This window comes from Rhizobium sp. UGM030330-04, from assembly GCF_003208455.1.
In the GTDB taxonomy this organism is placed as follows: domain Bacteria; phylum Pseudomonadota; class Alphaproteobacteria; order Rhizobiales; family Rhizobiaceae; genus Agrobacterium; species Agrobacterium rhizogenes_A.
The window spans coordinates 436,010-451,694 of record NZ_QKML01000002.1 but is presented as its reverse complement, the minus strand read 5'-3'; the positions used below and the strand labels follow the sequence as shown (position 1 = coordinate 451,694).

The 15,685-nt window shown below is 57.8% G+C and carries 12 protein-coding genes; 2 read left to right on the top strand and 10 right to left on the bottom strand.

Annotated features, from left to right (window positions below; genetic code table 11):
* Nucleotides 1-379: 379 nt before the first annotated feature.
* The 9 genes from N434_RS25705 to N434_RS05150 all read right to left on the bottom strand — a co-directional run bounded on the left by N434_RS25705 (nucleotide 380) and on the right by N434_RS05150 (nucleotide 10,585).
* On the bottom strand, nucleotides 380-1,687 hold the full coding sequence (locus N434_RS25705; RefSeq protein ID WP_181423879.1) for a SecDF P1 head subdomain-containing protein: 1,308 nt from the start codon (nucleotides 1,685-1,687) through the stop codon (nucleotides 380-382).
* Between the two features lie 408 nt (nucleotides 1,688-2,095).
* Nucleotides 2,096-3,139, bottom strand: a complete 1,044-nt coding sequence (locus tag N434_RS05185) for an ABC transporter ATP-binding protein (RefSeq protein WP_110756435.1) — start codon at nucleotides 3,137-3,139, stop codon at nucleotides 2,096-2,098.
* Between the two features lie 15 nt (nucleotides 3,140-3,154).
* Entirely contained in the window at nucleotides 3,155-3,997 is an 843-nt protein-coding gene (locus N434_RS05180) for a carbohydrate ABC transporter permease (protein ID WP_080813145.1), read from the bottom strand.
* On the bottom strand, nucleotides 3,987-4,913 hold the full coding sequence (locus N434_RS05175) for a carbohydrate ABC transporter permease (protein WP_110756434.1): 927 nt from the start codon (nucleotides 4,911-4,913) through the stop codon (nucleotides 3,987-3,989). The genes N434_RS05180 and N434_RS05175 overlap by 11 nt, the downstream gene beginning before the upstream one ends.
* Before the next feature lie 55 nt (nucleotides 4,914-4,968).
* Nucleotides 4,969-6,228: an ABC transporter substrate-binding protein gene (locus N434_RS05170; RefSeq protein WP_080819653.1), complete on the bottom strand. Its 1,260-nt coding sequence runs from the start codon at nucleotides 6,226-6,228 to the stop codon at nucleotides 4,969-4,971.
* 29 nt (nucleotides 6,229-6,257) lie between these two features.
* Nucleotides 6,258-7,868 carry an FAD-dependent oxidoreductase gene (locus N434_RS05165; protein WP_110756433.1) on the bottom strand — a complete coding sequence of 537 codons (1,611 nt, stop codon included), beginning with the start codon at nucleotides 7,866-7,868 and terminating at the stop codon, nucleotides 6,258-6,260.
* Between the two features lies 1 nt (nucleotide 7,869).
* Nucleotides 7,870-8,928 carry a LacI family DNA-binding transcriptional regulator gene (locus tag N434_RS05160; protein ID WP_110756432.1) on the bottom strand — a complete coding sequence of 353 codons (1,059 nt, stop codon included), beginning with the start codon at nucleotides 8,926-8,928 and terminating at the stop codon, nucleotides 7,870-7,872.
* A gap of 293 nt (nucleotides 8,929-9,221) precedes the next feature.
* Nucleotides 9,222-9,596 carry a hypothetical protein gene (locus N434_RS05155; protein WP_110756431.1) on the bottom strand — a complete coding sequence of 125 codons (375 nt, stop codon included), beginning with the start codon at nucleotides 9,594-9,596 and terminating at the stop codon, nucleotides 9,222-9,224.
* Between the two features lie 548 nt (nucleotides 9,597-10,144).
* The gene (locus N434_RS05150; protein ID WP_210206040.1) at nucleotides 10,145-10,585 is read right to left on the bottom strand and encodes an NUDIX domain-containing protein; all 441 of its coding nucleotides are present in this window, start codon (nucleotides 10,583-10,585) and stop codon (nucleotides 10,145-10,147) included.
* Between the two features lie 486 nt (nucleotides 10,586-11,071).
* On the opposite strand from N434_RS05150, the gene N434_RS05145 reads away from it, so the two are divergent.
* Together N434_RS05145 and N434_RS05140 are read left to right on the top strand one after the other, a co-directional pair.
* A complete protein-coding gene (locus N434_RS05145; RefSeq protein ID WP_110756428.1) occupies nucleotides 11,072-12,235 on the top strand; it encodes a hypothetical protein in 1,164 nt (387 codons plus the stop codon).
* A gap of 177 nt (nucleotides 12,236-12,412) precedes the next feature.
* Nucleotides 12,413-13,252 (top strand): hypothetical protein, encoded by an 840-nt coding sequence (locus N434_RS05140; protein WP_110756427.1) that lies wholly within the window; start codon nucleotides 12,413-12,415, stop codon nucleotides 13,250-13,252.
* 307 nt (nucleotides 13,253-13,559) lie between these two features.
* Here the strand turns inward: N434_RS05140 and N434_RS05135 are convergent, their stop codons facing one another.
* Nucleotides 13,560-15,665 (bottom strand): beta-galactosidase, encoded by a 2,106-nt coding sequence (locus tag N434_RS05135; protein ID WP_110756425.1) that lies wholly within the window; start codon nucleotides 15,663-15,665, stop codon nucleotides 13,560-13,562.
* Between the last annotated feature and the right edge of the window lie 20 nt (nucleotides 15,666-15,685).

The window sequence follows — 15,685 nt, the reverse complement described above, 5'->3', positions numbered from 1 at the left end:
TGCCCCCGCAACCAAAATTTACCGGAATATCAAGACTTTGTCGGCCTCCCAACGGGAGGCCTAAGTCGTTTTTAAGCCTAGCACAACGCAAGCACAGAATCCGGTGTCAAAATGATGTGCCTGGACGATGACGGCCTGAAACCTCGTGTTGAATTTGTCATTCAATCGCATTTGCTGATCTCATCAGATTGGGAGATAGCAATGGCCGCAAGCGCACTTGTCCAAACATGTATTGATGCCGAGATTCGGGATCGTGCTTATGAAGCCCATTGAGCACAATTCCGGACGATCAGCGATTGTAGTACGAAGACTCTCGGTCTGTCCGACATTCGAAAACACAGGGTGCGCCCGCCTACCGGAAGAAAACTTTATCGCAGGGTCATGGCGCCAGCCGCACGATGACCGTGGCCTCAGAAGACGACAATTGCCGCTCGACCATTTCTGCTTGCGATGAATCAAGGCCATTGATGGTCACGTTGCCGCCCTTAATTGGCTCTCTCACCACCGGCTCGAAGATGACGTCTCCATTGACCAGCAACTGGGTCTTCTTCCCGAGAGCTGCGCGCGTGAAATCCTCGAAGGCCTTGGCGCTTTCCGGTGTCAATGCAATTTCCACCGCAGGTCCGGCAGCGGCATCGACCGAGGTTTTTACCTTTGCGACCCTGAGCGAAATCGGTGCGATGTCCCCGCCGCCGTCGGCAGCAGTTTTGCCGCCATCATTCTGGTTGGGGGAGGACGCGGTATCGGCTTCGGTTTTCGGGCGGTACTGATCCAGATCGATCGAAGCCTGGGTATTGTTTTCGGGTAACGGCTCGACGCGTTGGCCAGACAGGGTCTCGGCGGTCCATGCATGCGGCGCAGGCAGGACCGGTGGCTGATCCTCCCGCCAGATATGCACAGCCATGGTGACCTTCATGCCGCCGACACTTGCGACCGTGTTTTCCAGCACCTCGATTGTCGAGCCGTCGCGTGTTGAGTTCACATAGGTCACAGTCCGCGATTTGCCGGCGCTTCTGGCCTGCGCCAGCTGGGCATCGGTCAGTTGTTTCGCCCGGTCTGCGAAGCTTGCGATCATGCCATCGATAGAGGATTGCTGGGATTGCAGCAGGGCAGCCGGATCGTAGGTTACCTTCGCGCTGAAGGTGGCTGTTTGCCTGATCTTGTCGGCAGCTTCGAGTTTCCAGACGGTGCTTGTCGGAACGAGCACCCCTTTCAGCTCTTCGTTCCCCGCAACCGTCCATTCCCGCCCGATATCTGTCGTGAAAGCTTCGGAGGACTGCCCAAGCGCAAGGATCATGCTTTCCGGCGCAAGCACGTCTATGACCACAAGGGGATTGCCTTTAACGGTCTGGAGCATGCGGGAGGCCGTATTATCGGGCGCGGAGGTGGACAGAAGCATTTCCATATTGGCAATGATCTGATCGGCGCCGAGAAGCGTCATCGGAGCACCGCTCGGATCTGCATCGAATTCCAGCTCTTTAATGCCATAAGCAGCGAGCGAATTGCGAAACATGGCGTTCATCGCATAGGAATCCGCAGCGCCTGCCGCATCCGGGGGAATGTCGGCGGAAAGCCTCCATTTCACCCGCATTCCCTCGTCGTTTCGCGACAGGACCGTTGCTGACTGACGGAAATCGCCCCGCATGACAGCGGACGATGCTTCCGGCCTGTCGAACCAAAGCGACATGTCGGTCTCGGTCGTCTTTTGAACGCGATAATGAAGCTCAGCTCCTACCGCAGGCTCATAAGGTGGAACGGTGACGCTCTCCGCTGCGTGCGCCGGACCGACTGCCATGGTTGCCTGGAATATCAGCCCGGCAGCGAGAAAGAGGGGAGAGACCAGACGGATATTACGGCGCGTTATGTTCGTGCGAATTTGCATGCCCCTCCGATTACGGCTTTCCAACACCTGACACGTCGATTTCATACTGTCTATCCCGCGTTCAATGCCGCGAGGCTCCTATAAGCCGCGACCTTTAATCTCCATGAGGAACCCGATGTAATTTCGGATGGTGACAATATGCCGGGAGGTGGCGTGTCGGAGCGGCGCTTCTTCAGATCCGGTTTGCGATGGCGTGTCATGGCGAGCGGTCCGCTAGTTGAGGCGTTGACTCGTTCCGGCATCGAACAGGTGGATCGATGCCAGATCCGGCTGAATCTGGATGGTCGCGCCCGGCTGCGCCTGTACGCGCTCGCGGAAAACACCGATGACCTGGTGATTGCCGAGCATCATCGTAACCTGCGTTTCCGATCCCATTGGCTCCACCAGCAAAACCGTTGCGGTGAGGCCTTGGTTGACCAGTTCGAAATGTTCCGGGCGGATGCCGTATATCGCTTCGCCTGTGGCAGAACCGGGCGGGAGGGGCAAAACGACGCCATCAGCCTCGAAGCCATTGGCCGTAAGTTGTCCCTTGATGAAATTCATCGCCGGCGAACCGATGAAGCCGGCGACGAAGGGATTGGCGGGCCGGTCATAAAGCTCGAGCGGCGCCCCGCATTGCTCGACCCGCCCGGCATTCATCACCACGATCTTGTCGGCCATGGTCATGGCTTCCACCTGGTCATGCGTGACATAAACGGTCGTGACCCCCAGACGCTGGTGCAGCCCCTTGATTTCACCGCGCATCACCACGCGCAGTTTGGCATCGAGATTGCTGAGTGGTTCGTCGAACAGAAAAACCTGAGGATTGCGGACGATTGCGCGGCCCATGGCGACACGCTGCCGTTGGCCGCCGGAAAGCTGGCGGGGGAACCGTTCGAGCAATGGCGTCAGCCCCAATATCTCGGCTGCCCAACTCACCCGCTCGGCGATCTCGGTCTTGCTGCCGCCGCGATGCTCGAGCGAGAAGGCCATGTTCCTGGCGACGCTCATGTGCGGATAAAGCGCGTAGTTCTGAAAGACCATGGCGATGTCGCGGTCTTTCGGTTCGATCTCGTTGACGACACGGCTGCTGATCGAGATATCGCCGCTGGTCACGGTTTCAAGGCCTGCGATCATCCGCAGCAAAGTGGATTTGCCACAGCCCGAAGGGCCGACGAGGACAACGAATTCGCCATCGGCAATATCGATATCGACACCATGGATGGTGGCGAATGCGCCATAGCTTTTCTTGACGGATCTAAGGGTAACGGGTGCCATGGGTCAGCCTTTCGATTAGCCTTTAAGCCCGGTATGGGCGAGGCCTTCGACGAATTGTTTCTGCGCAACGATGAAGACGATGAGTACCGGGATGGCGGTCATTGTTGCGGCGGCAAGCTGGATGTTCCACATCGGTCCGCCATAGGCGTCGGTAAATTGTGTTAGTGCCTGGGGCAGGGTGAACTTGTCGGGGCTGGAGAGAAAGACGATGGGTTCGAGATAGAGGTTCCAGCTGCCGAGAAATGTGAAGATTGCAACGGCCGCCAGCGCCGGACGGGCAAGCGGCAGGGCGATGGTCCAGAATATCTTGAACCGGCCGAGGCCATCGACCCGCGCAGCCTCCTCCAGTTCCACGGGCAGGGAGATAAAGAACTGGCGCATGATGAAGGTGGCGAAGACCGCCGGTGCGCCGAAGATCGGCACCAGGATCAGCGGCCAGTGTGTGTTGATCATGCCCCATTTGAGAAACATCCGGAACAGCGGAACCAGCGTCACTTCTGACGGGATGAGCAACCCCACCAGCACCACCATGAAGATGGCGTTGGCGAAGGGGAACCTGATGCGCGCAAAGGCATATCCGGCCATCGACGCCACGGCCATGGTGCCGATGGTGACGATTGCGGCGATATAGGCGGAGTTCCAGTATTGCAGCGCGAAGGGCTGTATTCTGAAAACGTCGGAATAGGAGGAAAAATCAAAGGCACGCGGCCAGATATCCGGCGGAAAGGCAAATATCTGGCTGACGGGTTTGACCGACGACGTGACCATCCACCAGGTCGGAAAAACGAAGGGGACAAGCAGCACGCAGAGTATGAAATAGATCAGCGTCTGCGCGCGTGGGCTGAGTTCAGTTTTCATAGAATACGAACTTTCTGCGCAGGTGCCATTGGATGAAGGTGAGCGCGCCGACAATGACCAGCAGGATGATGGAGAGTGTCGAGCCATAACCGAAGAGGTAGAACTGGAAGGCCTGCTGGTAGAGGTAATAGACGAGAACCGTCGTGGAAAAGCCCGGCCCGCCCTGCGTGAGGATCATGATCTGCGCAAAGACCTGCAACGCGCCGACGATGGTGACGATGGAGGCGAGCAGGATCGTCGGGCTGATCATCGGCAGGGTGATGCGATAGAATTGCTTGAAGCGCGGCACACCGTCGACGCGTGCGGCTTCAAACAGTTCCCGCGGCACGCCCTGTAGTGCGGCAAGAAACAGGATCATGTTGAGACCGAGATTCTTGAGTGCCTGTACAACGATGACCGAGATCATCGCGGTTGTTGGGTGGCGCAGCCAGTTGGGCCCCCCGACGCCGATCATTTGCAGGAGGCCGTTGATGCCGCCATTGTTCTGCAGAAGGAAACTCCAGACGATTGTCCAGGCGACCAGTGACACCACGACAGGCGAAAAGAACAGTGTACGGAACACGGTCATGAAGGCCAGCTTCTGGTTCAGGAGCAACGCAAGCCCCAGCGCCAGGCTCATATTGAGCAGGGCAAGCCCGGCGGAGAACACGGCGGTCACACCCAGCACTTCGCCCATGGCCGGGTCGCTGAGCAGCTTCTGGTAGTTGGTGACGCCGGTGAACCGGAACGATCCCGCCAGCACGTTCCATTCATGCAGTGAATACCAGAAGACCAGCACCAGCGGCACGAGCACGAAGACAACGATACCGATGAGTTGCGGCGCTATGAACAGATAACCGGTGGCGGCGTCACGGCGCGCCATGGTCCAGAAGCCACGCCGGGCCTGTGTCTGCGCTGTCTGGAGGGCAAGCGTCATGGCTTTTCTTCCTTCTGCTTTTCACATCCACGAAAAATCGGATGACTACCAAGCCTCAATTGGCCGCCAGCAACGGATCGAGACGGCCGCAAAGCGCTTGCAGGACAGCCGTGACGTCGGCATCGGGACGCCAGAGACCGTCAAGGCCAGCGCGAACGGTCTGTTGCAGCCGGGCAAAATTGAGGACCTGCTGCGTTGATTGACCGGTGGCGACGCCACGAATGACCACGGCCTCTATCTGTTTACGCGACAGCAATGGGTTGGCGGCTGCGAGGACATCGGCGGTGAGCAGGCTCTGCCGTGCCGGCGGAAAAAACCGCGCGAGCTTGGCCACATTAGGCTTGGAGGAGAAAAACGCCAGGAATTCCGCCGCAAGCTTCGGGTTTTTGCCGCTGGCCATGACGCCAATGCCTGCCCGACCTGTTACGGCATAGTCACCTGCGGGTCCTTTAGGCAACGGCACGAGATCCCAGTCGAAGGCCTTGTCGCCTTTCGGCAGCAGCGCTGCGCGGCTGATCTGAGTGGTCGTCATCGCCGCATCCCCGGCAAAAAAGTCGGCAGAAACACCGGGGCCTGGCATGGCTTTTTTCACGAAGATCGCATCGTGGATGAAGCGCATCGCATCAACCATCTCCGGGCTGGCAAAAGCGCAGGACTTGGTGTCTTTCGACCAGGGATAGGCATTCCAGCCGGTATAGACTTCGGCAAGGTTTTCCCAGGCCTTGTATTCGAAATCACGAATGATCAATCCCTGTTTGCCGGTGGCCGCGACTTTCGCCGCCGTCGCAATGGCATTGTCCCAGTTCCATTCGCCGGCGGCGATCATCTCGGCTGGTGTCTTTGCGCCTGCCGCCCGGATCATGTCATTGTTGACGAAAACGCCGAAGGGCGATGTCGAGAAGGGATAGAGATATTGTACCCCTTCATACGACCAGGCGGTGAGTGTTGCCGGAGGAAAGTCGCCCATGTCGTAACCTTCGGTATTGGCAAAGGTTTCGGTGAGGGGATAAAGCGCCCCGGCCGCCATGAAGTCAGGTGCAGTCGTGTCGAAAAGCCAGGCCAGATCGGGAGGGTTGCCGCCGGCAATCTGGGTGGTCAGGGTGGTGGCATAACCTTCGTAGGCAAGCGAATCGTAGGTGATCTTGACGCCGGGATGGCTGGCCTCGAACTCATCGGCGATCTCGTTGAAGAGGGCGAGATGGGCTTCGTTGGCGCTCCAGATGGCCATCCGCAATTCTTGCGACAAAGCCGGCGAAACCAGCCCGGATGTGACCAGAAAACCGGTCAAAGCAATTTTGACTATACTCCTGCGCATGAATAATCCTCCCAGATTATACGTTTTGGCTAGTAGCCGCGAATATCAGGCCAATGGCGCTCCACCCCTTGGCGTTCGATGTGGGTGTGAAACTCCGCCAGCCGCTTTTCATCGGCATGCACGCCATGCGGGGTCTCGCCCCTGTCAAGGCAATAGGCGGCCAGCATGCCGGCCACTTCCCCGATGTTCCATTCGACCGGATGCAGCCTGTAACAACCATTGGTGATATGCGTCGTGCCGATATTCTTGGATGCTGCCAGCAGGTTCGTTTTGTGGCGGGGAATAAGGGCACCCAGCGGAATTTCGAAAGGGCAGGCGCCGACATCGATATAGTTATCGCCGCCCGTCGAGGGGTGCAGGTCGATGCGGTACATGCCGATACCGATACTGTCGGGGTAGTGCACCGCGCCGCGATCGCCGCGCACGGCAAGCGACAGATCCTGTTCGACCACCGTGGTCAGGGCACGAATGCGACGGCTTTCACGGATATAGGGCGCCATGGCCAGGCCATGCTCCGTGCCGGTAATGTCGCCGCGCAGGCGCAGGCCCGGAAAACCCTGACCACCATCCGGGCGGGGCGCCTCGGTCTGCATCCAGTAGAACATGGAATAGGAGAGGCTTGCCGCATCGGCCAGCCGCTCGGCATATTGTTCGGGAGTAACGTCGATGATCGGCGCCTCGAAATAATCGATCATTGGCCAGTTCACGAGGCAGATATCGCTGGCATAGGCGCCGGGCCGAAATGTATGGCGGGCGGCAATGCGGCGGAATATCCACAGGCTCATATCGCCGGCGCTGTGGCGTTGGTCGGCAACGTCGCGTGTTGCGTTGTCAACCGGGTTGGGATCGAAGAACCGGCGGCTGCGCTCCAGTGTCCGCGGATTGGGCGAGTCCCAGCTCAACAGCGGGCCGCCCCAGAATTCGGGGGCAACCTGACGCCAGTGGTCGTACCGGGCGGGCTTGTCGATGACATGATTGCCGTCAACCTGATCGACGGCGAAACAGATCGAGACGGCCTGCTGATTGTGCGGTTGCGCCTCTGCCGGCGCGCTCGGCTCGCCGGTTTCGGATTGCGCTTCGAAACCAGTGACATAGTCGGTTGCGGTCAGCGGCAGCAGATCGCCCAGTTCGGTGGCGTCGATGATATAGCGGGCCGAACAGGAAATGAGGTCGCCGGTATTGCAATGGCGCAGCGTCACGGCCTGCACGGTATCGCCGTCGACCTCCGCTGATATCGGCTCATAGGGCTTGAGGATGGTCAGCTTGCCGCCTGCCGCGTAAGGCGCAAGCATTGCCTCCATCACCGCCAGCGAAACGCGTGGTTCATGACACAGGCGAGATACATTGCCGTCACCGGGGTTGAGTGTCAGATCCGCGCGGGCGGTGTCGGTGAGCGGATAGTGGTCGCGGTAATATTGCCGCACACCCGTGCGCAGGGCGCGATAGCTGGCGGTGATCCCGAACTGTTCCACCCAGCTGTGTTCGTCGGGCGGTACGGCCTGGCTGGTCAGCTGGCCGCCAATCCATTCGAATGCTTCGGTCAGGATAACGCTGCGGCCGTTGCGCAAGGCTCCAAGCGCCGCCGCCACGCCGCCAAGTCCGCCGCCAACCACAAGAATATCTGCATTGTATTCTCTCACGTCAGGTTCTCTTTCCTTGAGTTGGGCCTTGAATTGGGGAGGCAAGCGTTTCGCCCGCCACGATGTCGCAGCCCAGCAATATCTGCTTTACGGGGCCGGGGGGGCTGGTGAGGGTCTCGACCAGCATGGAAGTCGCCTGCCTGCCCATTTCTTCGCGGGGGATGGCATAGGAGGTGAAGACGCGTTGCAAGCGAAGCGTATGCGTGCGGGTGCCGCTGCCCAGCACCACGATGGAAAGATCGCCGGGGACGCTCACCCCCTGCGCACGGGCATGATTGTCGAAGACCACCGCTTCGGCCACCTCGGCAAAAAAAACGACGCTTGCTCCGCTGGCGCGAACGGCGGCCAGCTGCTCGGCCGGATCGCCATTTTCACTTTCGTGGGAATAGACCAGCTCCGCCGCGCCCTCGATTGCGGCGAGAAAACCACGCCAGCGGTCGCTGATGGATTCCGCCGGACCCGTCGAGCCGATAAAGGCGAAACGGCGATGGCCGGCGGCAAGTGCTTCGCGGACAAGAGCATGCGTGGCTGTCACGTAATCCGCGCCAACATAACGCACCGGCCCGCCGGCATCGTCACGGCGACCGACTGCGACGTAAGGATAGTCACTGGCAACCAGTCGGGCCAGCTCATCGCGGTCGAACTGGCTGCCCAGAATGAGGCATCCGTCGGCTAGTCGAAGCCGACCCGTTTCCCCGAAGATACGCTTGCGGCCGTTATCGTCGCGCGTCGCCGCCGTCATCAGCAGGAGGTCATAGCCCAGCTTCTCCGCTTCCTCCTCTATTCCCATCAGAAACGGCGTGTAGAAATCCGCCTGCGCGATCGGGAAAGCCGGCTGATAGGTGAATACGCCCAGAATCCGGTTGGCGCCCTTGACCATGCTGCGTGCGACGGGATCCGCCACATAACCGGTGTCGCGAATGGCCTTCAGCACGCGCTCTCGCGTTTCAGGCGGGATACGACCCTCAGCGGATTTCGCCTCGTTGAGCACGAGCGAAACCGTTGCCTGGCTGACCCCCGCGAAGATCGCAATGTCACGTTGCGTCAAGCGCCTAACCATCGAAACCCCATTTTCTGCATCTGCTAATTCGTATTAGCTGCTTATGCGTATAAACAAGGTTTGCGAGAGGATGTCAAGAGTGAGACGTTCCACGCTGGTATGTCAGCGCGGACCGCTCCATTTGTGGGGTCTATCAGACATTACCCAGCGATGGACTTGGTGCCGTCAGCAGCATCGTGTTGTTTTGAAAACGTTTTCTTTCGATGTATTCGAGTTCGAATCTCATCAAGACCACAGAAGGAGTGTGAAGAGCTTTGATAAATCTTCGGCATCCACCAGGCCGCCGCCAGCAGTCATTTCGTGAGTAATGCCGCTCCGCTATTGGTTGCCAGGCAGATCAGACCGGAGCCGATAGTGGTGTATTCTTTATCACCGTGGGGCCAGCCTGCTCCGACCTCTTCTATCATCTTTTTCCAATAGGCCTGGTATGTGGACCACATGGCGGGGTCTGCAGGATCGGCCTCAAATGGCTTCATGATAAGAAAGCGATCGAAGTCGCGCATGTTTCCGATGGAAAATCCACCACCAAGAAGAGGATCAAGGACATCGCGGGCGATCCGGGTATGGCCGGGTATGAGGCGGCCTTCACGATCAACCAACGCGTCAGTCAGAATAGGAGCAACCTTAGCTGGCAACCCGTCTTTTTTGCCTGCCCCACGATGAAGCATCCCGCGATGCACCGTCGGCCACTGAGGCGCGCCAGTATTTCAGAACGGATGGATTGGCTTTCATGTGTTGCCTCAAGAAGGTGCATATTGTTCACGCCGGAGCCCGGCCGTCTAGTGCGCACCTTTGCAATTTACGCGTTAACGCTTTGTGTCGCGCTCGCGGAAAACTAGTTGTCCAGGCTGGCAATGTGCCGCCGACGGTTCCTATTTCACCGGGAATTTTGCGCTCGATGTTGCCGAACTCTCAAGGGAATATTCTGTCCGCGGTGATGTTTGGGCCGCTCAGTGCCCGTCTTCCGGCTGCAAGGAGTCAACCAGCCGAGCCTCAATAAAGACCATCTAGTGGATAGGGCACGGCGGCATGTTCGCGCCTTCTTTGCGGTCGTTGGCACTTCGTTTGCTTAGCGGCACAGGGTCGCATTCACCGCTTGGCGCGGCGGCAACCGGAATTGGCGTCATCGATGCGCGATATCAGAAGCCCATCTCAAACGGCGTTCGGGGAGATACCTGACTGAGTAAGGTGCCGTGATACTTCGCGCCACCCGACGCTAGGCATCAAAAGGGATCACGACCCGCAAGCGTTCCAGCACTTCGGCGCACATATGGCTGGTTTCCGAGAGCTTCAAAACCTCAATCGCATCCGTGATTGGAAATGGTTTCCGTTCCCGCACCCCTTGCTCAGGGTATTGGTCAACGATCCGATCTTGCACAAGAACGTGAACCGCCAGTCGGTACCGATCGACGTTACCGTGTTTTGTATAATCGAAGTGTCCGACGGGTGACGATTCCGCGACACCGATGACTCCGGCCTCTTCAAAAGCCTCACGTTCTGCGGCCTTCCGGCTTGGTTCTCCCGGCTCTATCTCGCCCTTCGGAAGCCCCCACTGACCTGTCCGCCTGCTACGCACAAGCATCACCTGAGGGTCATTGCCCTCGCGGATGGCCAAGCAAATGGCAGCCGCCTGGGGAACTACTCTACTGGTGATCAACAATTGATCCTCGGCACGGCGCCTTTGGTGCAACATGTCGGTTGTTCCTGTTGGGACGTAGAACCGCGCACTTCGAGGGGCGTTATGTCAGAAAACTGTTATAAAGAGAAGGGCCTCAAGTGGCGCCTCGATAGCCTGGTTCAGTACCAGTCCAACAAGATATGCAATGCTGCGGCGCCTGGATTGCAGAGAAAAAATTCACCTAATGACCTGTATTCATTTGATATTTCAGTGATTGCGATGGTGGGGTGTGGTTCTCTTTTTCGGCGTTCCCGGGTACGGTGCCGCAGTTTCCGCTCTAAAAATAGCTGCCGGCCGAGTTGTGTGAGAGTGCAATCAATGGAACGAAGAGGATCTTCGGAAAAGCGGGCGGAACTGAAATTACCCATTGAAACGGTGCGCGATACTTCCGGAAAATGGACAGATATAATGCACATAAGGAATTTCAGGGCGATGATTATGGGGAGAATATATCGAAGCAGATTGATGGCGGCCGTTGGCGCATTGCTACTCTCTGCCCTGGTTTTTTCTGATGCGGCCATCGCCCGGAACTATTCGGCGGAGCGAATTTTTGCGACCATTAACGAGGTCTCGGGCAATTTTTCCCGAAAGAGGGTCAAGCTTGGAAATACGGGTTTCAGCTTCTCGACCATCCTGCAGAATGGCATGAATATCTGGGCAGAGGCCAATCCCGACGGAAAGGAAGGCGTAATCGCTCGCATTTACGAGCCTGAAAACCGCGACAAGCTGATGATCGAGGTTCATCATATCCGCTTCCCGTCATTTGCGGAGGCGCCGACAGCGGGACACGGGTTCCTTGCTCTCAACAACTACAATCGGATCATCACGGATCGTCAGAAATCAAATAGCGTTTTTGGTTTTCTTGCTGGTGGCGAGTTCCAGGACGGGAGGGGTTACGGCCGGATGGCGCGCATCGCCGCTATCAGTCACGGGCGTGACGTTCTCATTATCCACGCGGCGTTCGATTACGATGATTACCCCAAATACGAGAATGCTCTTGCACGTTTCTTCGGCGGGCTGGAGATGGAGAATGAGAGCGACGCGCTTAAAAGCTTGAACGAAGAAACAGCAAAAGGGGGCGAAGTCTTCCTCTATCCGCAGGGCTGGAAAGTAAAGGAGGCGGACACGGGCGACAAGCCGCGAGGGACGTCCGACTACAATCTGTCCTTGGAAGGTGAGGAATATCCCAATCTCGTTGTCCATATCCGCCCGGTCGATCTCGCCAAGGGACGGGAAGTGGCCGCTGGTATGATATCTGCTTTCACCAAGCAGATCAGCGAGAGCCCCAAGGCGTCTTTCGCCGGTGAGGCCGAAATGGAAACGGTCAGGAATTCGTCAGGCGAGAATTTGGCATATTCCTATGCGCGCGGCTGGGATACGACGCAGGGCGGCCGTTTTGTTACCGAGATTTACGTCCAAAAAAACGCGGCATTATCATCAATTTCCATTCTCGGGTTGAACACCTACGATGTCCGGAGAAATATCGGCTCCTTCGATAAGGATGCCCAGCACATCATCTTCAAAGGCTGGGTGACTGGCGTATCTGCTTATTTGCTGGCTCAGAACTCGCTGGCGCAGGACAGGAATGACGTAGTGCGGAATTTCGATTTGAAAGAGATTGTCCGCTGATCGTTGCTAGTTCAGATTGCTGGACGGGAAGCAGGCAGCGTTCGCAGGTTCGGTGGGAGGCGGCAAATGTGACCGGAGGATTGCTCGGTACACGCGATGGGAAATCGGAGAATCGTCTAATGCGGTCGGGTCCGATGCGACCCTTCCCGAAAAGATATTTCCGTTGCGGAGTGTAGCATGTCCGACCATGTGAAAGAGATATTGAGACAACCTTCCGAAGCTCTTCCGCTCTACCTCCGTTCTTTCCGTCTCGAGATTGTCTATAATGACGGTGCAGCCCCCGATGCGGAGCGCCGTCAGGTGCTGGAGGCCGCTTTCGCTGAGCTGAAGGATGCTTTGCGCCTCGGTTTTTTCTGTGGTGAACGGTTTTCTGCGCGTGCGACGACCGACATTGGCATCAGCTGGAGCGGCCGGGGCGATATGTCAGTCACCGTGTCCGCCGATGGCATTCATTACAACGCACTTGTCGCAGCCGTTCGGATCGCCGTCCGGCTGCATCATATGAGTCGTGAAGGATATGAGGCGATGAGAGCGATCCTGGGGGACGACGCCGATGTTCTTTCTCCGCCGGTGAGTTTAAGGGAGAATATAGCCAATCTTGCCATCGTTGATGTAATGGGCACTGGACGGGATGGGGTCGCCACGACGGATGTCCTGAATTATACCTCCGAGGGCATGGGGCTGCCAGCCTACACTCCGCTTCAGGGTGATATCGCAGAGAATTATGAGGGAGACAGACTGGTCATCACGTCGCGTGCCAACGGCGCCTTTCGGGCAGGTGATCTTGACGACATCGAGGATTGTTTCCTGCGTCTGTTTGGCAGCGGTGTTTTTACGTCCCTCGATGATCTCGATTGTGAGGTGTCCGACGATGAAGCGGAAATCTTCACACGCGGTAGCGATGGCCGCATCGAGCTTCTATTTGGCAATTATCGCGACCAGAAATACGGAGTGATTGAATTCCTCAACGTCGTTTCTGCCGGGAACATGATGAGCCTCACAATCCGTCGCGAATAGCGATCTCGAATGTCCCTTGCACGATACAAGCCGTTTTCCTCATCTTTCATCCGGACGTCTGGTCGGTTTTGGAGCGCGATCGGATGGTGGGTTTCCCTGCCAAACGGTTCCCATCGCGTCGATGTGAAGGCAATCGCCAGATCGCGCGCCAGCGCCATCGTGGTTAAAACATTCAGGACATTGGTCATGAAGGTGATCCGGACAGCGCAGTAAAAAAGCCGACAGCATTCGAAGAAGAACGTTTCGCCGTTTGGCCGCGCGGCCATGGGATGATCGCGCGGGTTCGCTGGCGGATGTTGTCCGGTGATTATGCAAGCTTGAGGATCAGCACGTCGCGGGCCGGAACGACGACGCTCGTGCCGCTGTCTTGAACATGGCCGATGGGCCAGATCGCCGGTCCCGCCGCAAGTCCGCCAAGTCCCTCGGCAATCGACACCTCGATGGTCTGTGGTGTGCGTGAAGGGTTGACTAGCCACAGGAAGCAGCCGCTTTCACCCTTGTGTACGCGGGCGAACACCGCCCTGTTCGAGAGGGTTACATGCGACGTGGCCCCGCTCCATTTCAGGAGTTCGGCAAAGAACCTGCCATTCGCCTTGCCATCGGTCTGGTGATAGGCAACGGAGGGGTTGGTGCCTATCAGGAGGGTGCGTCCCCTGCCGAAGCTGTTTTCCACCACGGCCAGACGTCCGTCCGAAAAGTCGCCGCGGCCGTTGCCGCCATTCAGGGCGTAGGATTGCAGATAGCCGCCACCATCCACAGCCATGTCGCCGAACCTGAACTTGATGCGGTCGCCGATATCGGGCATGAATTCGACGTCGGCCTGACGAACGCCGAAAAGCGTATCCAGCCCCATATTCGGCTGCACCTGTCCAACATGGCCGCGGTCGCCAAAATAACCGGGGCAGGCCTCGGCAATGAGTGTGCCGCCTTTTTCCACCCAGGCCTTGATGCGTGCCGCCTGCTCAGCGGTGAACATGATTGGATAAGGGAAGTACAGGATGTCATAGGCATCTATGTCATCAATATGCACCCAGTCCGGCTGGACACTGTTGTCGAGGAAGCCACGGAAGGCTCCCCACATCGCATCGCGATAAGGTTTCTCGTCGCGATCGAAATTAAGAAGATAGTCCCAGTCCTGTGTTTCGGGGATGAGCAGGATGCCGATCTCTCCGCGTATCGGCCTGGCGGCCCATAGATCGGCCTGTGCCGGATCGTTCGCCCATTTGGCCATCAGGCTCTGCATCTCGGAACGGGGCGTGCGCGAGCCGTCCATGTCATAGGCACCGAAGGCGCCGAAAAGCGGGCCATCGAGCAGCGGTCTCCAGCGCAGATTGAGAATACCGCGTGCGCCGCCGGCAAACGATGTCATGCTCCAGATGCGGATATCCTCCGGCTCTGCGACGCGGCCATCCTCCTTGTCGCGACCGATTACCTGTGGCTGCAACCATAATGGTCCGCCCTGGCGTTCGGCGTGCCAGAAGGGCTTGCCGCGCGCCGCACCGCGATTGATATCCACTCCGTACCAGGTCTTCCAGGGTTCGGTCCCTTTGCGTGCCTGAATCCAGGTGAAGCCGTAAAGCTCGACCTTTGATGCTGCCAGCCAGTCATCGCAGCCATGCTTGGCCATATAGGGAATCGAGCCGGAAATGCCGTGCGCGGCAATGAGATTGGTCTTGTCCACGGCGCGGATCGTGTCGATGCGCCACTGCATCTGTTCGTAAAAATTATCACGCTTGAAGCGCAACCAGTCGAGGCATTCCGGGTAGGCGGCCATCTGCACTGGCGGCTGGATATCGTCCCATTCGGCGTAGCTGTAGCGGTACCATGCCTTGGCCAAAGCCTTCAGACTTCCATACTTGTCTTTCAGCCAGTTGCGGAAAGCGGCCTTGGAATAGTCGCTGTAATCCACGTCCTCGGCATAATTGCATTCGTTCCAGATATCGTAGCCGTAAATGGCTGGATGATCCCTGTAGCGTTCGGCGAGTGCCGTCAGGAAGTTACCGGCGGCCTCGCGCACCTCAGGGCAATTCAGCGTCAGCGTGCCGCCGCCATTCTTGCCGAAACCGCCCGTGGCCGTGGACACACCCATGTTGAGCGTCATCTTGCGACCTTCCGCGGTTAATTGCACGGCCTGCGGATATTTGCGCAGCGCCCAGTCGGGCATTGATTGCACCATCTCGGCGATAATCGTCTTTATGCCGTTTTTGGCGGCAAGGTCGAGCTGGCGGTCATATTCCTCCCAGTCATAGACGTCGGGTGCCACCTCGATCGCGCTCCACATGAACCAGTGGCGGAAGATATTCATGCCGTCTTCGCGGGCGACGCCATAGTCCCGCTCCCAATGTTCCTGCGGTGGATTGGATTTTCTGAAGTAAACGGCTCCGGTTGGGAACTGAATATCGTTTCTGGGCATGATGTTGTCCTTCGGTTTTT